Origin of the sequence: Burkholderia orbicola (assembly GCF_900100915.1) — a bacterium.
Lineage (GTDB): Bacteria > Pseudomonadota > Gammaproteobacteria > Burkholderiales > Burkholderiaceae > Burkholderia > Burkholderia orbicola.
The window spans coordinates 1,182,109-1,206,543 of the sequence record NZ_FNKW01000001.1 but is presented as its reverse complement, the minus strand read 5'-3'; the positions used below and the strand labels follow the sequence as shown (position 1 = coordinate 1,206,543).

At 68.0% G+C, this 24,435-nt stretch carries 24 protein-coding genes; 18 read left to right on the top strand and 6 right to left on the bottom strand.

Going from position 1 to position 24,435, the window contains the following annotated elements; genetic code table 11:
- The first annotated feature begins 10 nt into the window (after nt 1–10).
- From mtgA to BLS50_RS05615, 14 genes are all read left to right on the top strand, one after another.
- On the top strand, nt 11–748 hold the full coding sequence (gene mtgA / locus BLS50_RS05680) for a monofunctional biosynthetic peptidoglycan transglycosylase (protein ID WP_006484660.1): 738 nt from the start codon (nt 11–13) through the stop codon (nt 746–748).
- 423 nt (nt 749–1,171) lie between these two features.
- Nucleotides 1,172–2,782, top strand: a complete 1,611-nt coding sequence (locus tag BLS50_RS05675) for a S10 family peptidase (protein ID WP_074801330.1) — start codon at nt 1,172–1,174, stop codon at nt 2,780–2,782.
- A gap of 79 nt (nt 2,783–2,861) precedes the next feature.
- Nucleotides 2,862–3,263, top strand: coding sequence for an EF-hand domain-containing protein (locus BLS50_RS05670; RefSeq protein ID WP_074801327.1), 402 nt, complete (start codon nt 2,862–2,864; stop codon nt 3,261–3,263).
- Between the two features lie 349 nt (nt 3,264–3,612).
- Nucleotides 3,613–4,512, top strand: a complete 900-nt coding sequence (locus tag BLS50_RS05665) for an IclR family transcriptional regulator (RefSeq protein ID WP_011694140.1) — start codon at nt 3,613–3,615, stop codon at nt 4,510–4,512.
- Nucleotides 4,509–5,534: a 2-dehydro-3-deoxygalactonokinase gene (locus BLS50_RS05660; protein ID WP_074801324.1), complete on the top strand. Its 1,026-nt coding sequence runs from the start codon at nt 4,509–4,511 to the stop codon at nt 5,532–5,534. The genes BLS50_RS05665 and BLS50_RS05660 overlap by 4 nt, the downstream gene beginning before the upstream one ends.
- A 22-nt stretch (nt 5,535–5,556) precedes the next feature.
- Nucleotides 5,557–6,234 (top strand): 2-dehydro-3-deoxy-6-phosphogalactonate aldolase, encoded by a 678-nt coding sequence (locus BLS50_RS05655; protein WP_074801321.1) that lies wholly within the window; start codon nt 5,557–5,559, stop codon nt 6,232–6,234.
- Nucleotides 6,234–7,013, top strand: a complete 780-nt coding sequence (locus BLS50_RS05650; RefSeq protein ID WP_074802763.1) for an SDR family oxidoreductase — start codon at nt 6,234–6,236, stop codon at nt 7,011–7,013. Before BLS50_RS05655 ends, BLS50_RS05650 begins: the two co-directional genes overlap by 1 nt.
- A gap of 111 nt (nt 7,014–7,124) precedes the next feature.
- A complete protein-coding gene (locus BLS50_RS05645; protein WP_006476957.1) occupies nt 7,125–8,120 on the top strand; it encodes an arabinose ABC transporter substrate-binding protein in 996 nt (331 codons plus the stop codon).
- A 67-nt stretch (nt 8,121–8,187) separates the two neighbouring features.
- Complete coding sequence (gene araG, locus BLS50_RS05640) at nt 8,188–9,699, top strand: L-arabinose ABC transporter ATP-binding protein AraG (RefSeq protein ID WP_011544546.1); 1,512 nt, start codon at nt 8,188–8,190, stop codon at nt 9,697–9,699.
- 77 nt (nt 9,700–9,776) lie between these two features.
- Nucleotides 9,777–10,793, top strand: a complete 1,017-nt coding sequence (gene araH / locus BLS50_RS05635; protein WP_011544547.1) for an L-arabinose ABC transporter permease AraH — start codon at nt 9,777–9,779, stop codon at nt 10,791–10,793.
- A gap of 27 nt (nt 10,794–10,820) precedes the next feature.
- Nucleotides 10,821–11,636 (top strand): SDR family NAD(P)-dependent oxidoreductase, encoded by an 816-nt coding sequence (locus tag BLS50_RS05630; RefSeq protein WP_006476954.1) that lies wholly within the window; start codon nt 10,821–10,823, stop codon nt 11,634–11,636.
- A 50-nt stretch (nt 11,637–11,686) separates the two neighbouring features.
- Complete coding sequence (locus BLS50_RS05625) at nt 11,687–12,748, top strand: aldose 1-epimerase (RefSeq protein WP_074801319.1); 1,062 nt, start codon at nt 11,687–11,689, stop codon at nt 12,746–12,748.
- 39 nt (nt 12,749–12,787) lie between these two features.
- Nucleotides 12,788–13,615, top strand: coding sequence for an orotidine-5'-phosphate decarboxylase (gene pyrF, locus BLS50_RS05620; RefSeq protein WP_074801316.1), 828 nt, complete (start codon nt 12,788–12,790; stop codon nt 13,613–13,615).
- A gap of 228 nt (nt 13,616–13,843) precedes the next feature.
- Complete coding sequence (locus BLS50_RS05615; protein ID WP_006476951.1) at nt 13,844–14,902, top strand: haloacid dehalogenase-like hydrolase; 1,059 nt, start codon at nt 13,844–13,846, stop codon at nt 14,900–14,902.
- 35 nt (nt 14,903–14,937) lie between these two features.
- Here the strand turns inward: BLS50_RS05615 and BLS50_RS05610 are convergent, their stop codons facing one another.
- Genes BLS50_RS05610 through thiL form a run of 3 tightly spaced genes read right to left on the bottom strand, consistent with a single transcriptional unit; the run spans nt 14,938 to nt 17,003 of the window.
- A complete protein-coding gene (locus BLS50_RS05610; RefSeq protein ID WP_011544551.1) occupies nt 14,938–15,438 on the bottom strand; it encodes a CinA family protein in 501 nt (166 codons plus the stop codon).
- 31 nt (nt 15,439–15,469) lie between these two features.
- A complete protein-coding gene (locus BLS50_RS05605; protein ID WP_006476949.1) occupies nt 15,470–16,015 on the bottom strand; it encodes a phosphatidylglycerophosphatase A family protein in 546 nt (181 codons plus the stop codon).
- Nucleotides 16,005–17,003, bottom strand: a complete 999-nt coding sequence (gene thiL / locus BLS50_RS05600; protein WP_074801314.1) for a thiamine-phosphate kinase — start codon at nt 17,001–17,003, stop codon at nt 16,005–16,007. Before thiL ends, BLS50_RS05605 begins: the two co-directional genes overlap by 11 nt.
- A gap of 134 nt (nt 17,004–17,137) precedes the next feature.
- On the opposite strand from thiL, the gene BLS50_RS05590 reads away from it, so the two are divergent.
- From BLS50_RS05590 to BLS50_RS05575, 4 genes are all read left to right on the top strand, one after another.
- Nucleotides 17,138–19,480, top strand: coding sequence for an NADP-dependent malic enzyme (locus tag BLS50_RS05590; RefSeq protein WP_412668056.1), 2,343 nt, complete (start codon nt 17,138–17,140; stop codon nt 19,478–19,480).
- A 373-nt stretch (nt 19,481–19,853) separates the two neighbouring features.
- Nucleotides 19,854–20,285, top strand: coding sequence for a guanyl-specific ribonuclease (locus BLS50_RS05585; protein ID WP_006476946.1), 432 nt, complete (start codon nt 19,854–19,856; stop codon nt 20,283–20,285).
- Nucleotides 20,286–20,301: 16 nt separating this feature from the next.
- Nucleotides 20,302–20,865: a barstar family protein gene (locus BLS50_RS05580; protein ID WP_006476945.1), complete on the top strand. Its 564-nt coding sequence runs from the start codon at nt 20,302–20,304 to the stop codon at nt 20,863–20,865.
- Between the two features lie 208 nt (nt 20,866–21,073).
- Nucleotides 21,074–21,817 carry a hypothetical protein gene (locus BLS50_RS05575; RefSeq protein WP_074801306.1) on the top strand — a complete coding sequence of 248 codons (744 nt, stop codon included), beginning with the start codon at nt 21,074–21,076 and terminating at the stop codon, nt 21,815–21,817.
- 313 nt (nt 21,818–22,130) lie between these two features.
- On the opposite strand, the gene BLS50_RS05570 is transcribed toward BLS50_RS05575, so the two are convergent.
- The 3 genes from BLS50_RS05570 to speE all read right to left on the bottom strand — a co-directional run bounded on the left by BLS50_RS05570 (nt 22,131) and on the right by speE (nt 24,278).
- Complete coding sequence (locus BLS50_RS05570; RefSeq protein ID WP_074802762.1) at nt 22,131–22,898, bottom strand: 16S rRNA (uracil(1498)-N(3))-methyltransferase; 768 nt, start codon at nt 22,896–22,898, stop codon at nt 22,131–22,133.
- Nucleotides 22,899–22,915: 17 nt separating this feature from the next.
- Nucleotides 22,916–23,332 (bottom strand): VOC family protein, encoded by a 417-nt coding sequence (locus BLS50_RS05565; protein WP_011544556.1) that lies wholly within the window; start codon nt 23,330–23,332, stop codon nt 22,916–22,918.
- Between the two features lie 88 nt (nt 23,333–23,420).
- Nucleotides 23,421–24,278 carry a polyamine aminopropyltransferase gene (gene speE, locus BLS50_RS05560; protein ID WP_011544557.1) on the bottom strand — a complete coding sequence of 286 codons (858 nt, stop codon included), beginning with the start codon at nt 24,276–24,278 and terminating at the stop codon, nt 23,421–23,423.
- Nucleotides 24,279–24,435: the final 157 nt, after the last annotated feature.

Below are 24,435 nucleotides of genomic sequence, written 5' to 3'. Positions count from 1 at the left end.
AGCGCGGCACGTGGTGGCGGTGAGCGGCACGCAGCGCACGCGGACGGTGAGCCTCGCTCGCTGGGCCGTCTATGCGGGGTCGGTGTTCGCGGGCGCATGGCTCGCGACGCAACTGTTCTATCTCGCGCAGATCGCGCTGTGGTCGTTCGTGAACCCGGGCTCGACCGCCTTCATGCGCACCGACGCGTGGTGGCTGTCGCGCGACACGCCGCCCGCGCAGATCCGGCACCAGTGGGTGCCGTACGACCAGATCTCGCGCAACCTGAAGCGCGCGCTGATCGCGTCCGAGGATTCGACCTTCGCGACCAACAACGGCTACGACGTCGACGCAATCCTGCAGGCGTGGGAGAAGAACAAGGCGCGCGGCAGGATCGTCGCGGGCGGCTCGACGATCACGCAGCAGCTCGCCCGCAACCTGTTCCTGTCGCGCGAGAAGAGCTACATCCGCAAGGGGCAGGAGCTGATCATCACGTGGATGCTCGAAACGGTGCTCGACAAGGAGCGCATCTTCGAGATCTACCTGAATTCGGTCGAATGGGGGCGCGGCGTGTACGGCGCCGAAGCGGCCGCGCGCTATTACTACAAGATTCCCGCGAGCCGGCTCGGCGCGTGGCAGTCGGCGCGTCTCGCGGTGATGCTGCCGAAGCCGCGCTGGTTCGATGCGCATCGCGGCTCGGCCTACCAGGCCCAGCGCGCGGCGGTCATCGCGCGCCGGATGGGCGCGGCCGAGTTGCCGCAATCGGAGTAAGCGGCAGCGCTGCTGCATTGTCCATTCCGCCGTCGAGGCGCGATTGGTGCGCTGCAGCGCATGCGTGTCGCGACCATTTCGGGTCACATCCGTTAGACGAATTCGTCTATTTCGCTTTGCTGAGCAATACCGGCGACCGCGCGATTTTGTTGACCGGCATCGCACGAAATCCGTGCATTTTTAGCCGCCGCGGATAAACGCGAAAGTCGCTGAAAGCGACGTGAAATGCAAACGTTTCACGAATCGAAGCATTCCTGAAAGGTGTGCGCTGCACCGCATGCGTGCGAAATATTTCCAAATTTTTCAAAGCTGACCGGCTCGCGTATATTGGCCAGCGCCTCGGCTCATCGGCCGCAATCGAGGCGGGGGGTGGCTTATCCGGCTGCTCGACACAAAAAACATCCGAGAAGAAGGAACGCAACGATGCCAGCGAGCAAAGCGAAGCTGTTGTTGGGAGTGGTGTGTTCTTCGCTGATTCTGACGGCCTGCAACGACGACGTGACGTCGTCGTCTGCAGCGAGCGCCGCGAATTCAGCCGATCCTGCCGGTCAGGTCGACCGCGCGTACAACGATCCGAACAGTTATTCGTCGAGTGCGAACGCGTCGCTCGACGCATCCGCCGCGGTCGAGAAGGCCGCCGTCACGCACCATCAGATCACGCTGAACGGCAAGACGATCCGGTACACGGCCACCGCCGGCCACCTCGTCGCCCGCAATCCGCAGACGGGCGCGCCCGAAGCCTCGTTCTTCTACGTCGCCTACACGGCCGACAACCAGCCCGCGGCGAAGCGGCCCGTCACGTTCCTGTACAACGGCGGCCCCGGCTCGGCCTCGGTGTGGCTGCACCTCGGCTCGTTCGGCCCGCGCCGGATTCAGACCAGCGACCCGAACGCGAACACGTCGACGTTCCCGTTCGTCGACAACCAGGAAACCCTGCTCGACACGACCGACCTCGTGTTCGTCGATGCGATCGGCACCGGCTTCTCCGAAGCGGTCGCGCCGAACACGAACCAGACGTTCTGGGGCGTCGACCAGGACGCCGGCGCGTTCCGCGATTTCGTGACGCGCTACCTGAGCGTGAACCAGCGCAGCGCTTCGCCGAAATACCTGTTCGGCGAGTCGTACGGCACGCCGCGCACCGACGTGCTCGCGAACCTGCTCGAGACGGCCGGCGTGAAGCTCGACGGCATCGTGCTGCAGTCGTCGATCCTGAACTACAACACGAACTGCGACATGGCGAGCGACTATGTCGGCAACTCGAACAGGGGCGCGAGCCCGGTGAGCTGCGCGGGCTTCGTGCCGTCGTACGGCACGGTCGGCGCGTATTACCAGCTCGACAACCCGAATCCGTCGGACCTGCCGCAGTATGCGGACCAGATGCGCCTGCTGACGGCCGGCAGCTACGCGCCGGCCGTGAACGCGTACCTCGCGAGCCACACGCCGCCGCCGCCGAATCTCGTCACGACGATGGCGAATTCGACCGGTGTGAAGCAGGCGTTGTGGAATGCCGACTTCAACGTGGTCCCGACCTTCTTCGACAACAGCTTCCAGCTGTCGCTGGTGCCAGGCACGCTGATCGGCCGCTACGACGCACGCGTGAACGTGCCGGTGTCGAGCCCGCTCGCGGCCGACGGCGATCCGTCCAGCTCGTTCATCACGAAGCCGTTCACCGACACGATCGGCAGCTACCTGCCGAACGAGCTGAAGTACACCGCGCAGTCGGCCTACTCGGTGAGCAGCAATGCGATCAACACGTGGGACTGGACGCACGACGGCCTCGCGATGCCCGACACGATCCCCGACCTGGCCGCGGCGCTGACGCTGAATCCGCAGCTGAAGGTGCTGTCGCTGAACGGGTATCACGACATCGCGACGCCGTTCTACCAGACCGAGCTCGACCTGGCGCGGCTCGGCACGCAACCGAACCTGACGATCAAGGACTATCAGGGCGGGCACATGGTCTATCTCGACGATACGTCGCGTCCGCAGGAGAAAGCCGACCTCGTGACCTTCTACAGCGCGGCCGCGCACTGATGCGCCCGGCCGTCGACGGGCGCCCTCGGCGGCGCCGCTCGCCGGCCGTCGACGACCTCATTCCAGACTGGAGCCTGACATGAAGAATCGTTTCATCGTCGTTGCCGCGGCGCTCGCATGCGCCGGCGCCGCAGCATCCCTCTCCGCGTTCGCGCAGGCGAGCGACGCCGCCGCGCCGGCGCGTGCGCGCCAGGCGCAGCTCGGCGATCCGTACGTGCCGCCGGCCGCGCGCCACGCGACCGCCGGCACGCAGACGACCGGCGCCGCGCTGCACGCGCAGGTGGTGCGCAAGCTCGCGCGGCAGTTCAGCGCGGCCGACACGCAGAACACGGGGTCGATCACCGAGTCGCAGGCGCGCGCGGCCGGCCTCGGCTATGTCGCGAACCACTTCCGGCAGATCGACGCGAGCGGCAACGGCCGTGTGTCGTTCGCCGACGTACAGCGCTACATGCAGGCGCGCAGCAGCACGAGCCAGCAGTAAGCGTCGCACGCGGTGAGCAAACGGGGGCGGAACCTGCGGCAGGCGGGTTCCGCCCCCGTGCGCATGGCGCGGCCGACGTGTCGAACCCGCGGCCAATCGCGTCGGCATTCTCATTATCTGGACAACGCATTCAAATATTGGAGACGAGTGCGTGCGCTCCTACAATCCGAAGCACATCGACAGCTTCGGACCCACGCATCGCGCGGCGCCCGTCGCACACGGAGACACCTTCCATGAAGTTCGCCGGGCGCTTTACTCGGTGCATCGACCGCCGCCACGCCGCCGCATCGGACGCAGTTCCGGCGCCGCGCGAGCGGCTTCACCGATTCCGTTGAAGAAGCCCCGTCCCATGACCAAGATGCCAGACTCCCTTGCCCTCGACGCCCGGCGCGCGATGCCGGCCGATACGTCGCTGACCGACAGCATCGGCGCGACCAGCACGCCGCTCGACCTCGCCGCGCAGCAGGCCGGCACGCAGACGCTGCTGCGCGGCCTCGCGATCCTCGAGGCGATCGCCAATGGCGCGCGCGACATGCGCGCGATCGGCGCCGCGCTCGGCACGACGCGCAGCACGACGCACCGGCTCGTCAGCAGCCTCGTGCAGGCGCGCTATCTGCGCCAGGTGCAGGGCGGCTACCTGCTCGGCCCGAAGCTGATCGAGCTCGGCACGATCGCGCTCGAGCAGATGCCGCTCACCGCGGTGGCGCGTCCGCATCTCGAGGCGCTCGCGGAAGCGACGCTCGACACGATCCATCTCGGCGTGCGCGACGGCGACGACGTGCTGTACATCGACAAGATTCCCGGTACGCGCGGCCTCGAGATGCGCTCGCGCGTCGGCCACCGGATGCCGCTCGCATCGACCGGCATCGGCAAGGCGATGATGCTCGACCTCGATCCGGACCTGTGGCGCTCGCTGTTCGAAGCCGCGCGGCGCGCGCTGGCCGGCGTCAACTTCAAGCCCGACAACCGCCCCGAGACGAGCGCGTTCCTGCAGCGCATGGCCCATTACGCGGCCGGCGGCTATACGTTCGATCTCGAGGAAAACGAGGCGTCGATCCGCTGCGTGGCCGCGCCGATCCGCGATGCGTCGGGCGCGATCGTCGCGGCGGTGTCGGTCGCGAGCACGATTCCGTACATGCCGCACGACCGCATGGACGAACTGATTCCGCTCGTGCAGCGCGAAGCGCGAGCCATTTCCGCGGAACTGGGCTGGAGCCCGCCGCAGGGTACCCGCAGGATCAAACGATGACGACTTCGACCCGGCCCGCTCCGGATGCCAGTTCCGCTTCCCCGTCGCTGATCGCGCTCGACTGGGGCACCACGTCGCTGCGCGCGTATCTGTACGACGCGCACGGCGTGCCGATCGACACCCGCAGCCGGCCGGCCGGCGTGATGCACGTGCCGGGCGGCGGCGCGCGCGCGTTCGACGCGGTGTTCGAGGAAGCGTGCGGCGACTGGCTCGACCGTACGCCCGGCCTGCCGGTGCTTGCCGCCGGGATGGTCGGCAGCGCGCAGGGCTGGCGCGAGGCGCCGTACGTCGCGGTGCCGGCCGGCGCCGACGCGCTCGTCGCGGGCCTCATCACCGTGACGACGGCGCGCGGCACGACGGTCTCGATCGTGCCGGGCGTGATCGCGACGGGCGAATTGCCCGACGTGATGCGCGGCGAAGAAACGCAGATCGTCGGTGCACTCGCGAGCGATCCCACGCTTGGCGCCGATCGTTCAGGGGTACTGATCGGCCTGCCGGGCACGCATGCGAAATGGGCGTGGGTGAAAGACGGACTGATCGAGCGCTTCCAGACCTTCATGACGGGCGAGCTGTTCGCGGTGCTGCGCGATCACACGATCCTCGGCCGCACGATGCGCACGGGTGCGTCGCCCGATCGTGACGCGTTCGTGCGCGGCGTATCGGTCGCACGCGGCGCGCGGCACACGGGGCTGCTCGCGACGATTTTCAGCACGCGCACGCTGGGGCTGACCGACCGGCTCGCGCCCGATGCGCAGGGCGACTACTTGTCCGGCCTGCTGATCGGTCACGAGCTCAATGCGCTCGACGCGATGCTCGCTGAGCGCGGCATCGCGCTCGCGGACCAGCCGCTGCTGCTGATCGGCGACGACGGCTTGTGTTCGCGCTACGTCGATGCGCTCCGGGTATTCGGCCATGCGCATGCGCGGGTCGCCGCGCATGCGACCGAGCTCGGCCTGTGGCGGATCGCGTTGCGCGCCGGGCTCGTGCGCGCGGACGGCGAGCCCGTCTGCGCCGATCAATGAACTGCTTGCAGAGGAATTCTCGATGCCGTCCGACCTGACATTGCCCGCGCCGTACACGCCCCACGCCGCCCTGATGCGTGCGTTCGACGCGTGTCCGCTGATCGCGATCATGCGCGGCATCACGCCCGCCGAAGCGGCCGACCATGGCCGCGCGCTGTACGAAGCCGGCTTCCGGATCGTCGAGGTGCCGCTCAACTCGCCCGATCCGTTCGACAGCATCGCGGCGCTACGCCGTGCGTTGCCCGACGATGCGATCGTCGGCGCGGGCACGGTGCTGCGCGCCGAGTACGTCGATCGCGTGCGGGACGCGGGCGGCGCGCTGATCGTGATGCCGCACAGCGACGCGGCCGTGATCCGCCGAGCCCGCGAGCGCGGGCTGGCGAGCGCGCCGGGCGTCGCGACGCCGACCGAAGCGTTCGCGGCGCTGACCAACGGCGCCGACGTGCTGAAGATGTTCCCGACCGAGCAGCTCGGCGTGACGGTCGTGAAGGCGTGGCGCGCGGTGATCGACCGTGCGGTGCCGCTGATTCCGGTCGGCGGCATTTCGCCGGACAACATGCAGCCGTTCCTCGACGCCGGCGCGAACGGTTTCGGGCTCGGCTCGGCGCTGTACCGCCCGGGCCAGTCGGCCGACACGACCGCGGCGCATGCGCGCGCGTTCCAGGCCGGCTTGCGCGTCGCGCGCGGCGGAGCCGCATGATGGGCCGCCTCGCGGGCAAGGTCGCGATGGTGACGGGCGCGGGCCGCGGCATCGGTGCCGCGATCGCGCGTGCGTTCGTGCGCGAAGGCGCGGCCGTCGCGCTCGTCGATCTCGACTTCCCGCAGGCGCAGCAGACGGCTGCCGCGATCGCACACGAATGCGACGGCGCGCGCGTGTTGCCGCTGCAGGGCGATGTCGCGCGGCAGCAGGCGGTGCGCGAGGCGCTCGCGCGGACGGAAGCGGCGTTCGGCCCGCTCGACGTGCTCGTGAACAACGCGGGCATCAACGTGTTCGCCGATCCGCTGACGATGACCGACGACGACTGGCGGCGCTGCTTCGCGGTCGATCTCGACGGCGTGTGGCATGGCTGTCGCGCGGCGCTGGAAGGGATGGTCGAGCGCGGTCGCGGCAGCATCGTGAACATCGCGTCGACGCATGCATTCAGGATCATCCCGGGCTGCTTTCCGTACCCGGTCGCGAAGCACGGCGTGCTCGGCCTCACACGCGCGCTCGGCATCGAATACGCGGCGCGCAACGTGCGCGTGAACGCGATCGCGCCGGGCTACATCGAGACGCAACTGACGCGCGACTGGTGGGACGCGCAGCCCGATCCGGCCGCCGCGCGCGCCGAGACGCTCGCGCTGCAGCCGATGAAGCGGATCGGGAAACCGGAGGAGGTCGCGATGACGGCCGTGTTCCTGGCGTCCGACGAGGCGCCGTTCATCAATGCCGCGTGCATCACCGTCGATGGCGGGCGCGCGGCGCTGTATCACGACTGACACGATTGACGTAACGATTCGAAAGACCGCACGTGCGACGGCCGCGCGCACGCTGCGTCGAAACCAACAAGCGGCTGCATCCTGTTCGATGAAAACAAGGAGACACTGGAGATGAAACGCAGAACGTTCGTAACGCTGGCCGCCGCGGCGGCGGTGGTGATGGGCAGCCCGGTCGCGCACGCGGCCGACCCGGTCAAGATCGGCTTCCTGGTGAAGCAGCCTGAAGAACCGTGGTTCCAGGACGAATGGAAATTCGCCGAGATCGCCGCGAAGCAGAAGGGCTTCACGCTCGTGAAGATCGGCGCGCCGTCCGGCGAGAAGGTGATGAGCGCGATCGACAACCTGTCCGCGCAGAAGGCGCAGGGCTTCGTCATCTGCACGCCCGACGTGAAACTCGGGCCGGGCATCGTCGCGAAGGCGAAGTCGCACAACCTGAAGATGATGACGGTCGACGACCGCCTCGTCGACGGCGCGGGCAAGCCGATCGAGTCGGTGCCGCACATGGGGATTTCCGCGTACAACATCGGCAAGCAGGTCGGCGACGGCATCGCGGCCGAGATCAAGAAGCGCGGCTGGGACATGAAGGACGTCGGCGCGATCGACATCACCTACGAGCAGTTGCCGACCGCGCACGACCGCACGAGCGGCGCGACCGACGCGCTGGTCGCCGCCGGCTTCCCGAAGGCGAACGTGATCGCCGCGCCGCAGGCGAAGACCGATACGGAGAACGCGTTCAACGCGGCGAACATCGCGCTCACGAAGAACCCGCAGTTCAAGCACTGGGTCGCGTACGGCCTGAACGACGAGGCCGTGCTCGGCGCGGTGCGCGCGGCCGAAGGGCGCGGCTTCAAGGCCGACAACATGATCGGCATCGGCATCGGCGGTTCCGATTCGGCGTTGAACGAGTTCAAGAAGCCGCAGCCGACGGGCTTCTACGGCACCGTGATCATCAGCCCGAAGCGCCACGGCGAGGAAACCTCGGACCTGATGTACACGTGGATCACGCAGGGCAAGGCGCCGCCGCCGCTGACGCTGACGACGGGCATGCTCGCGACGCGCGACAACGTGGCGAAGGTGCGCGAGGAGATGGGGCTCGCGTCGAAGTAAGCGGCCCGCCGGCTGCCGCGGCGATGCGGCGGCCGGCGGTCGATCGATCTGGAAGTGGGGAGACGACGTGTCAGCGGCACTGCGTTTTGACAATATCGGCAAGGTATTTCCCGGCGTGCGCGCACTCGACGGCATTTCGTTCGACGTGCATGCGGGCGAGGTGCATGGCCTGATGGGCGAGAACGGCGCGGGCAAGTCGACGCTGCTGAAGATTCTCGGCGGCGAATACCAGCCCGATGCGGGCAGCGTGCTGGTCGACGGCCGGCCCGTGCAGTTCGCGAATGCGGCCGCGTCGATCGCGGCCGGCATCGCGGTGATTCACCAGGAATTGCAGTACGTGCCCGACCTGACGGTCGCGGAGAACCTGCTGCTCGGCCGCCTGCCGAACGCGTTCGGCTGGGTGAAAAAGCGCGAGGCGAAGCGTTATGTGCGCGAGCGGCTCGCCGAGATGGGCGTCGATCTCGATCCCGACGCGCGGCTCGGGCGGCTGTCGATCGCGCAGCGGCAGATGGTCGAGATCTGCAAGGCGCTGATGCGCAACGCCCGCGTGATCGCGCTCGACGAACCGACGAGCTCGCTGTCGCATCGCGAGACGGAAGTGCTGTTCAAGCTGGTCGACGATCTGCGCGCGCAGGGCCGCGCGCTGATCTACATCTCGCACCGGATGGACGAGATCTACCGGCTGTGCGACGCGTGCACGATCTTCCGCGACGGGCGCAAGATCGCGTCGCACGACGCGCTGGCCGACGTGCCGCGCGAACGGCTCGTCGCCGAGATGGTCGGGCGCGAGATCGCGGACATCTACCATTACGCGCCGCGCACGCTCGGCGACGTGCGGTTTTCCGCCGAAGGCGTCGACGGCCCGGCATTGCGCGAACCCGCGAGCTTCTCGGTGCGCGCGGGCGAGATCGTCGGCTTCTTCGGGCTCGTCGGCGCGGGCCGCAGCGAGCTGATGCGGCTCGTGTACGGCGCGGACCGCCGGCGCGCGGGCGCGCTGACGCTCGACGGCAAGCGCATCGACGTGAAGCGCACCGGCGATGCGATCCGCCACGGCATCGTGCTGTGTCCCGAGGACCGCAAGGAAGAAGGGATCATCGCGATCGCGTCGGTCGCCGAGAACATCAACATCAGCTGCCGCCGCCATTCGCTGCGCGCGGGGTTGTTCATCAACGGCAAGACCGAAAGCGAAACGGCCGACCGCTTCATTCAGCGGCTGAAGATCAAGACGCCGAACCGGCGCCAGAAGATCCGCTTCCTGTCGGGCGGCAACCAGCAGAAGGCGATCCTGTCGCGCTGGCTCGCGGAGCCCGACCTGAAGGTCGTGATCCTCGACGAGCCGACGCGCGGGATCGACGTCGGCGCGAAGCACGAGATCTACGACGTGATCTACCGGCTCGCGGAGCGCGGCTGCGCGATCGTGATGGTGTCGTCGGAACTGCCGGAAGTGCTCGGCGTGTCCGACCGCATCGTCGTGATGCGCGAAGGCCGGATCGCCGGCGAGCTGCCGCGCGCCGACGCGAACGAACATGCGGTGCTGAACCTCGCGCTGCCGCAGACGAGCGCGGTCGAGGCGGCCTGACGCGCCCGGATACACCGGAACATTCGAATCGAACACGCGTGGCGCGGGCCGCGCGATGCAGGAGCAGGAGACACACCATGCAAGTCAACGAAAACCTTGCCAGCGCCGCCGGGAAGCCGTCGGCCGACGCGCTGGTTCCGCAGCAGAGCGACCGCCAGAAGTGGTGGCAGCATCTGACCGAATACAGCCTGATCGCGATCTTCGCGGTGATGTTCATCACGATGTCGCTGACCGTCGATCACTTCTTCTCGATCGACAACATGCTCGGCCTCGCGCTGTCGATCTCGCAGATCGGCATGGTCGCGTGCACGATGATGTTCTGCCTGGCGTCGCGCGACTTCGACCTGTCGATCGGCTCGACCGTCGCGTTCTCGGGCGTGCTGTGCGCGATGGTGCTGAACGCGACCGACAACACGTTCGTCGCGATCGTCGCGGCGGTCGCGGCCGGCGCGGCGATCGGCTTCGTGAACGGCGCGGTGATCGCGTACCTGCGCATCAACGCGCTGATCACGACGCTCGCGACGATGGAGATCGTGCGCGGGCTCGGCTTCATCGTGTCGAAGGGGCAGGCGGTCGGCGTGTCGTCGGATACCTTCATCGCGCTCGGCGGGCTGTCGATGTTCGGCGTGTCGCTGCCGATCTGGGTCACGCTGCTGTGCTTCATCGGCTTCGGCGTGCTGCTGAACCAGACCGTGTACGGCCGCAACACGCTCGCGATCGGCGGCAACCCGGAAGCGTCGCGGCTCGCGGGGATCAACGTCGAACGCACGCGCGTGTACATCTTCCTGATCCAGGGTGCGGTCACAGCCCTCGCCGGCGTGATCCTCGCGTCGCGCATCACGTCGGGCCAGCCGAACGCCGCGCAGGGCTTCGAGCTGAACGTGATCTCCGCATGCGTGCTCGGCGGCGTGTCGCTGATGGGCGGCCGCGCGACGATTTCGGGCGTCGTGATCGGCGTGCTGATCATGGGCACCGTCGAGAACGTGATGAACCTGCTGAACATCGATGCGTTCTACCAGTACCTCGTGCGTGGCGCGATCCTGCTCGCGGCCGTGCTGCTCGACCAGCTGAAGAACCGCGGCGTACGCGACTGACCGACTGTTTCCACGGAGACGACCCGCATGACCATCGATACTTCCGCGCCTGACTCGCAGGCTACGCACGCCGCGAGCGATGCGCGTTTCGCGCGCTACCCGAGCCTCGAGGATCGCGCGGTGCTGATCACGGGCGGCGCGACCGGCATCGGCGCGTCGTTCGTCGAGCACTTCGCCGAACAGGGCGCGCGCGTCGCGTTCGTCGACCTCGATGCGGCGGCCGGCGCCGCGCTCGCGGAACGCCTCGCGCACGTACGCCATGCGCCGCTGTTTCTCTCGTGCGACCTGACCGACATCGATGCGCTGCGCCATGCGATCGATGCGATCCGCGCGCGCATCGGCGCGATCGCGGTGCTCGTGAACAACGCGGCGAACGACGCGCGCCACGCGATCGGCGACGTGACGCCCGCGTCGTTCGACGCGGGCATCGCGGTGAACCTGCGTCACCAGTTCTTCGCCGCGCAGGCGGTGATCGACGACATGAAGCGGCAGGGCGGCGGCGCGATCATCAATCTCGGCTCGATCAGCTGGATGCTGAAGAACGGCGGCTATCCGGTCTACGTGATGGCGAAGGCGGCCGTGCAGGGCCTGACGCGCGGCCTCGCGCGCGATCTCGGCCCGTTCGGCATCCGCGTGAATTCGCTGGTGCCCGGCTGGGTGATGACCGACAAGCAGCGCCGGCTGTGGCTCGACGACGCGGGCCGCGCGGCGATCAAGGCCGGCCAGTGCCTCGACGCCGAACTCCTGCCGGCCGACCTCGCCCGGATGGCGCTGTTTCTCGCGGCCGACGACAGCCGGATGATCACCGCGCAGGACGTGATCGTCGACGGCGGCTGGGCCTGACCGTTCGCACCGACCTGCATCGTTTCTTCGACGAAGGAAAGGAGCTCACCATGACCGCCACGTCCTCGCGCGCATCGTCGTCCACCAGCCAGTCGCGCCGCGCGCGCCTGGCCGCCGCCGCCCAGCCGGTCAGCCCCGGCCCGCAGACGGCCGTGTTCGCGCAGGGCGTCGGCGCCGCGCATGCGGCGGCCGTCACGTTGTCGAACGCGTCGCTGCGGCTCGACGTGCTGCCGCACCTCGGCGGCGGCATCGCGCGCTTCGACTGGCGCGGCGAGAACGGCGCGCTGGTGCCGGTGTTCCGCCGTTGCGAGCACCCGGAGACGGCGACGGACCCGAACGAGCTCGCGTGCTATCCGCTGCTGCCGTACTCGAACCGGATCGGCGACGGGCGCTTCGAATGCGACGGGCGCAAGGTCGCGGTGCCGCGCAACCGCCGCGACGAGCCGCTGCCGATCCACGGCGACGGCTGGCTCGCGCGGTGGCAGGTGGACGATGCGACCGACACGTCGCTGCAACTGTCGCTCGACCGTGCCGCCGGCGCGCCGTATGCGTTCCGCGCGATCCAGTCGTTCGAACTCGACGACGCGACGCTGTCGATCGCGCTGACGATCGAGAACGCGGGGCGCACGCGGCTGCCGTTCGGGCTCGGCGTGCATCCGTTCCTCGTGCGCGATGCGGTGACCGAACTGGCCGCGGCGGCGGGCGGCCTGTGGCTGTCGGGCGCCGATTTCCTGCCGGTGCGGCACGTGAGCGTGCCGCCGGCCTGGCAGTTCGGCGTCGCGTATCCGCTGCCGGCCACGCTCGTCAATCACGCGTTCACCGGCTGGGGCGGCCACGCGACGGTGAGCTGGCCGCGCCGCCGGCTATCGCTGACCGTCGCGGCCGACGCTGACGCGTACGTGCTCTATACACCGCCGGGCGAGGATTTCTTCTGCTTCGAGCCGGTCGATCATCCGATCAATGCGGTGAACCTGCCGGGCGGCGCGGCCGCGCACGGGATGACGCTGCTCGCGCCCGGCGAGCGGCTCACGCGGCGTTTCGCGTTCACCGTCGAGCGCGCCGATGCGCGCAGCAATGCCACGACCCGCGAGGGAGCCCGGCGACGCGGGTAAAATACGCGGTCTACCAACGGTTTGCCGCGAGTACCCGCCATGTCTTCCCCGCTTACTTTCATTGAATCGCTGCGCGCCGCGTGGCAGCGCACGAATTCGCTGCTGTGCGTCGGCCTCGATCCCGAGCCGTCGCGCTTTCCCGTGCAGTTCGACGGTCAGCCCGACGCGATCTTCGAATTCTGCCGGCAGATCGTCGACGCGACCGCGCCGTACGCGAGCGCGTTCAAGCCGCAGATCGCGTACTTCGCCGCGCATCGCGCGGAAGACCAGCTCGAGCGGCTGATCGCGCACATCCATTTGCAGCATCCGGGCCTGCCGGTGATCCTCGACGCGAAGCGCGGCGACATCGGCAGCACGGCCGAGCAGTACGCGCGCGAAGCGTTCGAGCGCTATCGCGCGGACGCCGTCACGGTGAACCCGTACATGGGCTACGACTCGGTCGAGCCGTACTTCGAGCACGAAGGCAAGGGCGTGATCGTGCTGTGCCGCACGTCGAACCCGGGCGGCTCGGACCTGCAGTTCCTCGACACCAATGGCCGGCCGCTGTACCAGGTCGTCGCCGACCTCGCGGCGAACAAGTGGAACGCGCGGAACGGCCAGCTCGGCCTCGTGGTCGGCGCGACGTTCCCGAAGGAAATCGAGATCGTGCGCGGGATCGTCGGCGACATGCCGCTCTTGATCCCCGGCATCGGCGCGCAGGGTGGCGATGTGCAGGCGACCGTCAACGCAGGCCGCACGGCCGACGGCACCGGGATGATGATCAACTCGTCGCGCGCGATCCTGTACGCGAGCAAGGGCGAGGATTTCGCCGAAGCCGCGGGGCTCGCCGCGCAGAAGACGCGCGACACGATCAACGCGCATCGCTGATCGAATCGCACGACACCGCCCGGCGGGTCCGCCGGGCGGTTGGCGCCGGCCCCGCGCCCGTGGGCCGGCGTCGCATCTTCTCATTCATCCCCTTCGCTTTCCTCGATTCTCCCTGACGCACGCGAACAACTTTCCGTCGCTTCCGTATCGAATGGGCGCAATTTATTCGCGCGATGCTGCCGCTTGTCACCGATCCGTCACAAAAATGTCAAGAAAAGGAGCGACGCCATGCCCAAGCTGTCCCGCCGTCTTTTGAGCGCGTTCGCCGCGTCGCTGTGCATGACGTTCGCCCATGCGGCGGATCTGTCGCACTGGCCCGCCGACAGCGCGAAGGCGCTGAACGCGATGATCGCCGCGCACGCGAACCGCGGCGACTACGCGGTGTTCGATGCCGACAACACGACCTACCGCTACGATCTCGAGGAATCGCTGCTGCCGTACCTCGAGAACCACGGCGTGCTGACGCGCGACTCGCTCGACCCGTCGCTGAAGCTGATCCCGTTCAAGGATTCCGCCGACTACAAGGAATCGCTGACGAGCTATTACTACCGGCTGTGCGAGATCGACGATCTGGTCTGCTATCCGTGGATCGCGCAGGCGTTCGCCGGCCAGTCGCTCGCCGACCTGAAGCGCCACATCGATGCGATGCTCGCCGACGGCAAGCCGATCCCGATCCGCTACTGGCAGGGCGACAAGGTCGTCGACGGCACGGTGAACCCGCCGCGCTTCTTTCGCGGGATGCAGGAGCTGTACAACGCGCTGCGCGAGAACGGCATCGAGGTCTACGTGATGACGGCCGCGCACGAGGAGCTCGCGCGGCTCGTGCTGGCCGACCCGAAGTACGGCTACAACGTGAAGCCGCAGAACGTGATCGGCGTGACGACGCTGCTGCGCAACCCGGCGACCGGCGCGCTGACCACGTCGCGGCTGCAGATCAAGGCCGGCAAGTACGACGAGGCCGCGAACCGCAACCTGGTGATCACGCCGTTCCTGATGAACCCGATGACGTGGTACGAAGGCAAGCTCGGTTCGATCGTCGGCTGGATCGACCAGTGGAAGAAGCCGGTGCTCGTCGCGGGCGACACGCCGACGTCCGACGGCTACATGCTGCTGAACGCGACCGACGTCGCGCGCGGCGGCGTGCGCGTGTGGGTCAACAAGAAGGACAAGCAGATGGCGCAGATCCGCGCGTGGTCGGACGAATCGGCCGCGAAGCAGAAATCGCTCGGCCTGCCGGTGACGGCGGACAAGAACTGGATCGTCGTGAAGCCCGACGCGATTCAATAAGGGAGCGGGGCGCGCGACACGTGCGCCCGGCCCGCTCAGCCTTCGCGCTCGTCGAGCAGCTTCAGCAGCCCGCGCAGCGCATGCGCGGCTGCCTGCGTGCGGATCTGTTCGCGGTCGCCCTTGAACACCCGCGTCTCGACATCGGTATGCAGCCGGTTGCTCCAGGCGAACGACACGGTGCCCACCGGCTTCTTCTCGCTGCCGCCGCCCGGGCCCGCGATGCCGGTGACGGACAGCGCGACCTGCGCGCGGCTGTTGCGCAGCGCGCCCTCGGCCATCGCGCGCGCGACGGGCTCGCTGACGGCGCCGTGCTTGTCGATCAGGTCGGCCGGCACGCCGATCATCTCGATCTTGGCCTGGTTCGAGTACGTGACGAAGCCGCGTTCGAACCACTGGCTGCTGCCGGAAATGTCGGTGATCGCGGTGGCGATCATCCCGCCGGTGCAGGATTCGGCGGTGGCGAGCGTCAGGTGCTCGTCACGCAGCTTGTTGCCTGCGCGGATCGCAAGCTGGTGGACGACGGAATCGGTTGGCATGCGCGTCGGGAAACGGGAGTCGGGAAATCGGTCAGCCGACCACGGAGCGCCACAGCGCGATCACGAGCAGCGTCATGAACGCGGCGACCAGATCGTCGACCATGATGCCGAGCCCGCCTTTCAGGCGGCGGTCGAAGTAGCGGATCGGCGGCGGCTTGAGCATGTCGAAGAAGCGGAACGCGACGAACGCCCACAACTGGCCGACGAAGGTCGCGGGCGTGACGAACAGCATCACGAGCCAGATCGCGACGATCTCGTCCCAGACGACGGCGCCCGGGTCGGCCACGCCGGCCTTCTTCGCGGTGAAACCGGTGACCCACGTGCCGGCCGCGAAGCCGACGGCGATCAGCGCCCACCATTCGGGCACCGTCAGGTAGCGGTTGAGCACGACGAACGTGAGCCAGCCGAACAGCGAGCCGAACGTGCCGGGCATGATCGGCGCGAGCCCGCTGCCGAAGCCGAGCGACACGAGATGCGCGGGGTGCGACAGCATGAAGCGGGCCGTCACGCGGGTCGGCGCGGGCGGCGCGGCGCCGGGCTCGGCCGCGGCGTGCGCGGGCGTCGGATCAGTCTGCATGGAAGTGGTCGAAGCCGTGCAACGTGAGAGCGAGGGGCGCGCCGGCGGCGTCGCGCCACGCGATGGCGGGGTGCGCCGACGGCGCGGACAACGCGCGTATTGTACCGATTCGCGTGACCCGCACGCCGGCCGTGGCGCCGGCCGCTTCGACCGCCGCGCGGGCCGCTGCCGGCGCGGTGAAGCACAGTTCGTAGTCGTCGCCGCCCGCCAGTGTGCAGCGGCGCTGCACGTCGGCCGGCAGCGTCGCGAGCGCCGCCGAGCGCGGCACCGCGTCGGCGTCGATCTCGGCGCGCACGTTCGAGCGCGTCAGGATGTGCTGGAGGTCGCCGGCCAAGCCGTCCGACAGGTCGAGCGCCGCGTGCGCGACGCCCGCGAGCGCCAGGCCGAGCGCGACGCGCGGTTCGGGCCGCTCGAGCGCGCGCCGGAACGCGGCAGCTTCATCCGCACCGGCCGTCCATTCGCCGCGGGCGACGCCGAGGCCCGCGCGCGCATCGCCGAGCGTGCCGGATACCCATACGTCGTCGCCGTCGCGCGCGGCATCGCGCCGCAGCGCCGCGTCGGGCGCGACTTCGCCGAACACGGTCACGCACAGGTTCAGCGGCCCGCTTGTCGTGTCGCCGCCGATCAGTTCGCAGCCGTATCGCTCGGCCAGCGCGAACAGCCCGTTGCTGAACGCTTCGAGCCATGCGGCCTCGGCGCGCGGCAGCGCGCACGCGAGCGTGAACGCGCGCGGCTCGGCGCCCATCGCCGCGAGGTCCGACAGGTTGACCGCGAGCGTCTTGTGGCCGAGCGCGTCGGGCGCGACATCGGGGAAGAAGTGGCGGCCTTCCACCAGCATGTCCGTCGAAATGGCCAGCAATTTCCCGGATCGGGGCGTAATCAGTGCGCAATCGTCGCCGATGCCGAGCGTCGACGCGCGGGCGCCCTGCGCGGCGCGGCGCGTGAAGAAGCGTTCGATCAGCGAAAACTCGGAGAGGGCGGCTGGCACGGCGGGCGATCCGAAACGGTTGAAGGAACGGCATTGTACGAGGCGGGCGACGGCGCTCCTGTACCGTCCAGTTCATTTTTGTCGCGACTGTTGTACCCGAATCGCCGGTCTGGCGGCCGATGATTGGCGCTACAATGCCGTCGAACAGTTATTCTAATCCGCCCGTCTCGAGACACATGTCCACCCAAGCCTCCTCCAAAGCCAAGCTCCGCGAAGCCGCGCTCGACTATCACGAATTTCCGACCCCCGGCAAAATCGCGATCGCCCCGACCAAGCAGATGATCAACCAGCGCGATCTCGCGCTCGCGTATTCGCCGGGTGTGGCGTACGCGTGCGAGGAGATCGTCGAGAACCCGCTGAACGCCGCGCGCTTCACCGCGCGCAGCAACCTGGTCGGCGTTGTGACGAACGGCACGGCGGTGCTCGGTCTCGGCAACATCGGCCCGCTCGCGTCGAAGCCGGTGATGGAAGGCAAGGCCGTGCTGTTCAAGAAGTTCGCGGGCATCGACGTGTTCGACATCGAACTGAACGAATCGGACCCGCACAAGCTCGTCGACGTGATCGCCGCGCTGGAGCCGACCTTCGGCGGGATCAACCTCGAAGACATCAAGGCGCCGGACTGCTTCATCGTCGAGCGCGAAGCCCGCAAGCGGATGAAGATCCCGGTGTTCCACGACGACCAGCACGGCACCGCGATCGTCGTGGCCGCGGCCGTCACGAACGGCCTGAAGGTCGTCAACAAGGACATCAAGAAGGTCAAGCTCGTCGCGTCGGGCGCCGGCGCGGCCGCGCTCGCGTGTCTCGACCTGCTGGTCGACATCGGCCTGCCGCTCGAGAACATCACGGTGACCGACCTGGCCGGCGTGGTCTACAAGGGCCGCACCGAGCTGATGGACCCGGACAAGGAGCGTTTCGCGCGCGAAACCGACGCCCGCACGCTGGCCGAAGTGATCGACGGCGCGGACATCTTCCTCGGCCTGTCGGCCGCCGGCGTGCTGAAGCAGGAGATGGTGAAGGGCATGGCCGAGCGCCCGCTGATCCTCGCGCTCGCGAATCCGACGCCGGAAATCCTGCCGGAGCTCGCGCTCGAAGTGCGCCCGGACGCCGTGCTGGCCACCGGCCGCACCGATTACCCGAACCAGGTCAACAACGTCCTGTGCTTCCCGTTCATCTTCCGCGGTGCGCTCGACGTCGGCGCGACGACGATCACGCGTGAAATGGAGATCGCGGCCGTGAATGCGATCGCCGAGCTCGCGCAGCACGAGCAGAGCGACATCGTCGCGACCGCGTACGGCATCCAGGATCTGTCGTTCGGGCCCGAATACCTGATTCCGAAGCCGTTCGATCCGCGCCTGATCGTGAAGATCGCACCGGCCGTCGCGCAGGCCGCGATGGACGGCGGCGTCGCGACGCGCCCGATCGAGGACATGGAGGCGTACCGCGTCCACCTGCAGCAATTCGTGTATCACAGCGGCACGACGATGAAGCCGATCTTCCAGATCGCGCGCGCCGCGCCGGAAGAGAAGAAGCGCGTCGTGTTCGCGGAAGGCGAAGAAGAGCGCGTGTTGCGTGCCGTTCAGATCATCGTCGACGAAAAGCTCGCGAAGCCGATCCTGATCGGCCGCCCGTCGGTGATCGAGCACCGTATCCAGCGGTACGGCCTGCGCCTCACGCCGGGCATCGATTTCACGGTCGTCAACACCGAGCACGACGAGCGTTACCGCGACTTCTGGCAGACGTACCACAAGATGATGGCGCGCAAGGGCATCAGCGAGCAGCTCGCGCGCGTCGAAATGCGCCGCCGCACGACGCTGATCGGCTCGATGCTGGTGAAGAAGGGCGAAGCGGACGGGATGATCTGCGGCACGATCAGCACCACGCACCGCCACCTGCACTTCATCGACCAGGTGATCGGCAAGCGTCCGGGCTGCAGCGTGTACGCGGCGATGAACGGCCTCGTGCTGCCGGGCCGCCAGATTTTCCTCGTGGATACGCACGTGAACGTCGATCCGACCCCGGAAGAGCTGGCCGAGATCACGATCATGGCCGCGGAAGAAGTGCGCCGGTTCGGCATCGAGCCGAAGGTCGCGCTGCTGTCGCACTCGAATTTCGGTACGAGCAATGCCCCTTCGGCGAAGAAGATGCGCGATACGCTCGCGATCCTGCAGCAAACCGCGCCGGAACTGAAGGTCGACGGCGAAATGCACGGCGACGTCGCGCTCGACGCGGCGCTGCGCAAGGAAATCCTGCCGGAATCGACGCTGGAAGGCGACGCGAACCTGCTGATCCTGCCGAACATCGACGCCGCCAACATCGCGTACAACCTGCTGAAGACGGCCGCCGGCAACAATATCGCGATCGGGCCGATCCTGTTGGGCGCCGCGGAGCCGGTGCACGTGCTGACCGAATCGGCGACCGTTCGTCGCATCGTCAACATGGCGGCGCTGCTGGTGGCCGACGTGAACGCCGCGCGCTGAGTCAAAACGAACGCGCCAGCCGGTCGAACGGCTCGGCGCGCGGGAAAATTGTAAACAAAAGCAAAAAGAGGCGTGCCCGCAATGGGCACGCCGCCGGGCAGGGCGCACACGCGCTTCCCGCAAAGCAACAGCAGCATCTCTCCACTCCAGGCAGCGAGCGAGGCAAGGAGGCAGTTCTTGCCAACCGAGAGGTGCCGCACGCATTTTATCTTATGTAAGATAAATGTAGTGTAATTTCGGTAAGAAATACGGTGTCCGGCGCATCACGAGGCTTTCGATTCCCAAACGGACATTGATTCGCGCGGCCAATAACGCTACGCTAACGCCTTTGTTGGTCGTCAACTACTTGATTTAACAGCGGGAACCCTGGTTCATGGCACGCAAGTGGCTCCGCAACGGCGCGCTCGCGTCCGTCTTCGCGATGTTCGCGATGGGTATCGTCGGCACGCCGACGGGCAGTCTGGTTTCCGCCGCTTACGCACGGGAGGCCGTTCCGGCCGACGTGGCTGCCAGCGGGCTCGATACGATCCCGACTGCCAGTCTTCCTCGCGAGGCCGTGACCACGCTGGGCCTGATCGGCGCCGGCGGCCCCTATCCGTACGAGAAAGACGGCGTCGTATTCGGCAATCGCGAGCGAATCCTGCCGAAGGCGAAGCGCGGCTATTACCATGAGTACACGGTGCCGACGCCGCGTGCGCGCAATCGCGGCGCGCGCCGGATCGTCTGTGGCGGGCCGTTGCGCCGGATCGACAACTGTTATTACACGGGCGACCACTACAACAGTTTTAAACGTATTGTTGAATGACTTCGGGACGAATGGCATGAGCGACTCCATCTACGCGCACGATACGGCGGCGGCGGAACTGTTCGCGGCCGGCGACGGCAATCTGTTTCAGCGTGTGATTCAGCTGCACGCGGCGGCGCAGGCCGGCGGCACGCCGGAGCAACAGGAAGCCGAGCCCGGGCTTTCATCGAACGAGGAGCCTATGAGCCTTTTCACGACCGTGCGACCCAATCTCGTGCAGTCGATCCGCGCGTTCCGCGTGCAGGATCTCGCCGACGAAGCCGGTCGGCTCGGCCAGCATTTCCTGTATGCGTATTGCGGCGCCGCGCAGTCGAAGCAGGAAGTAATGGAAACGATCGCGACCTCGTTCCTGTTTCCGAAGCATTTCGGGAAGAACTATGACGCGCTGTACGACTGCCTGACCGACCTCGTCGCGAAGGCGGGCGCGCAGCCCGGTTTCGTGATCGTCCTCGAAGGGTTGCCGATCGCGCAGAAATTCGACAAGGAAGGGCGCGAAACGCTGCTCGACGTGTTCCGCGAGGCGGCCGAATTCTGGGCCGAGCGCAAGGTCGCGTTCCGGGTGTTCTACTCGTTCGCGTAAGCGCATCGGCCCGCGCGGCCGATTCGTCGAACGACCAGTCAAAAGCCCGCTTCGAGCGGGCTTTTTTGTGTCTGCGCGTGTCGCGCGCGGCACGCAACCCGACACAAGCCTTTCATCGCGCACTTTTTTCCTCGACAATCGGTCGGCCCGGCCGCGGATGACGCGCCGGGCGCACAACACCAATCATTCGAGAGAGGGCCGTCTTCCTATGACCGCTACCCGATTCGCGGCGCGCGCTCGTGCGCGCCATCCGCTCGTCTGCGCGCTGACCCTGTGCGCGCTGTCGTTCGGCATCCCGCCGGCCGCGCAGGCCGCGGTGCTGACCCCCGAACAAACCACCGACCTGTATCTCGGCGCATTCGTCAATGGCGACGTATCGAAGGCCGAGCTGTTCAACGAGGCAACGCGCACGCACTTCGACGGCAAGGGCGTGCTCGACGTGGCGGCTGTTGCGAAGTTCGCCGACAAGGTGAGCGAGGTTATCGTCGCCTCCATCCTGAACAAGGTGCCGGCGACGGTGCGCGCAACGGTGAGGGAGCCGGCCACCGCGGCGATCGAGTCATTTCAGCATGCACTCGCGCGTTCCGAGTGCAAGGCCACCGGTTCGACCCGGAAGCCGAACGAATCCGTGGAAGGCGAATCGATCGCGACGGTCGAATTCGCGTGCCGCGTCGTCGAGGCGGAGCCTGGCTTGAGGGCGTTGCAGGAGAAGATCGAGGAGCCGCGTTCGGAGGACGACAACGCGCGCGCGGCATACCTCGCGACGTTCTTGAAGGGCCTGGTCCCCGTGTTCGACCACGCGCCGACGAGCCGACCGATGACGGGCCGGATCGACCTGCATGGCGCGGACGGCAAGGGCTGGATCGCGGATTCCCCCGCTCAGGTGCTGCGGCCCGTCGTCAACGCGCTGATGAGCCAGATGCGGGAGGCGAACGGCGACGCCGGCGAGTAATGAAAAGCGGCGCTGGATCGAGCTGAACACGCGGATCGACGCCGGCGGTTTCATCCAGGGCTGGAACGACACGGTCGATGCGGCCACGGCGCAGCACGACGGCCGGCCGGTCGGTATCGCGCAGGTCGTGCCGAGGCCGATGAACCTGCGCTATCGCGGCCCGTTGATCGAGGCGATCCAGGCGACGCCGCCGTTACGGGCCACCGCGACGACCTTCTCGTTCGAGACGGCCGGCATCGGTGCGTTCGCGTTGGTGCTCAAGGGTTCCGGCGTCATCGACATCGAACCGTTGAACGCGGCGCGCCGATACGCTTTACCACCCGCCCCAGCGCGCCGCCAACGCCGCGAGCACGGCCGCGCCGGCCGTCTCGGTGCGCAGCACGCGCGGCCCGAGCGACAGCGCGGTGAACCCGCGTGCGCGTGCGGCATGTTCCTCGTCGGGCGACAACCCGCCTTCGGGTCCGATCAGCAGCGTGACGGCCGCCGCGGGCGGCGCGTCGGGCAGCGACGCGAACGGGCTGCTTGCGCGCGGCGACAGCAGCAGCCGCAGCTCGCCGTCGGCCGGCGCGGCCGGCAGCGCGTCGAGCCACGCGTTGAAGCCGGCGACCGGCGCGACGTCGGGCACGCGGTTGCGTCCGCACTGCTCGCACGACGCGCGCACGACGCCGCGCCAGTGCGCGACCCGCTTGTCCGCCCGCTCGCCGGACAGCTTCACGACGCCGCGCGCGGTCGACAGCGGCACGACCGCCGCGACGCCGAGCTCGACGGCCTTCTCGATCACCCAGTCCATCTTGTCGCCGCCGGCGATCCCCTGCGCGAGCGTCACGCGATAGGGCGGCTCGGCCTCGGCGGGCTCGAACGTATCGACCTGCACGAGCGCGCTGCGCTTGTCGACTTCGACGAGTCGTGCGCGGTACTGGCCGCCCGTGCCGTCGAACAGCGCGAGCACGTCGCCGGGCTGCAGGCGCAGCACCTGCACGTGACGCGCGACGTCGGTCGGCAACGCGAGCGTGGCGTCGGCGCGCAGCGCGGCGTCGACGAAAAAGCGCGGCACGGCCGCGGTGGTGGTGGCTTCGTTCATGCGTGTGGCGGTTTCGGTCATGCGTCGAGACGGCACCCGAGCGCCCAGCGGTAACCGTCGAGATCCTCGATCTGCGCGAACCGGTCGCCCCAGAACTGATCCTGCGGCGCGCTCAGCGATTTCGCGCCCGCGTCGAGCGCGCGCTGCCAGGTGGCGTCGACGTCGTCGACATACAGATAGAACGATTGCGGCGCGGTGGCGTTCGCGCGCTTCGGTGTGAGCGCGGGCGAGCCGAACGCGCCTTCGGGCGCGAACATCACGATCAACTGGCCGCGATAGGCCATCTCGACGTGCATGATCACGCCGTCCTCGTCGTGCACGTCGCGCAGCGTGAAGCCGAATGCGGCCTGGAAGAAGTCGATGGCCGCGCGCGCGTTGCGTACGGCCAGGTAGGGCGTCAACCAAGGCACGTTGGCCGGACGTGGATCGGTCATGAAAATCTCCTGTTGCACGGTGTCGGCGCTTCTCGCGCCTGCGCCGGTCTCATGCTGGAACAACGGAACGTTGCGACCGTCCGGCTGTTCAGCGGCGAACGCCCAGTGTATCGCGCAGCGCGCGCGGCAGGGCAAAGAGGGACGCATGCAGCCGCGCATCGTAGTAGCGCAGGCCGTCGACGCGGCGGGCCGCGAGCCGTGCGTCGACGTCGTGCGCGAACAACGCGGCCGCATCGAGCGTGTCGCTCGCGATCGCCATCAGCCACTGCGAGCCGTACAGCGGCACGTGCGCGGACAGCGGATCGACGACCGCGAAGCTCGCGCGCAGGTCGTCGAGCAGCGCGGCGATGCGCGCGGCATGGAACACCGGCGAGCCGAGATGCATCGAGATCGCGCCGCAGCGCGTGAGGATTCGCTTGAGCCGCGCGTAGAACGCGCGCGTATAGAGGCCGGCCGCCGGCGAATCGGGCGGCGTGAGGTCGAACACGACGAGATCGAAATGTTCGATCGTCGAATCGACGAAATGCGCGGCGTCGCCGATCACGACCTCGACGCGCGGGTCGTCGAGCGCGCCCTGGTGCACGTCGTCGAGATAGCGGCGCGCCATCCCGACCACCTCGTCGTCGAGTTCGGCGATCACGATCCGTTCGATGCACGCGTGCTTGAGCAGCTGGCGCGCCGCGCCGCCGTCGCCGCCGCCGAGCACGAGCGCCTTCCTCGGCGCCGGATGCGCGAGCGCGGCCGGGTGCGTCATGCACTCGTGATAGACGAATTCGTCGCCGACCGACGTCATCGGCCGGCCGTCCAGCGTGAACAGCCGGCCGAGCTGCGGGGTTTCCCAGACTTCGATCTGCTGGTGCGGGGACGCGACGTGCGCGAGCCGCCGCGCGTTCGGGAAGCCGTAGGTGGCGTCGGGCGTCGGGTGAAAGAGAAGGGTGGTGCTCACGGGCGGGCCGCTGGGGCAGGCAGTTCCGACGCCTGAATTATAGGAGGCAGGCGGTTTGGCGGAAAACCGTGCCGGAACACTACGCGCCGACAAGGGAAATGTCAGCCCATCTGTTAAAATGACGAGCTTTGCAGCCCCGTCCGTTGGCTCCGTCCGC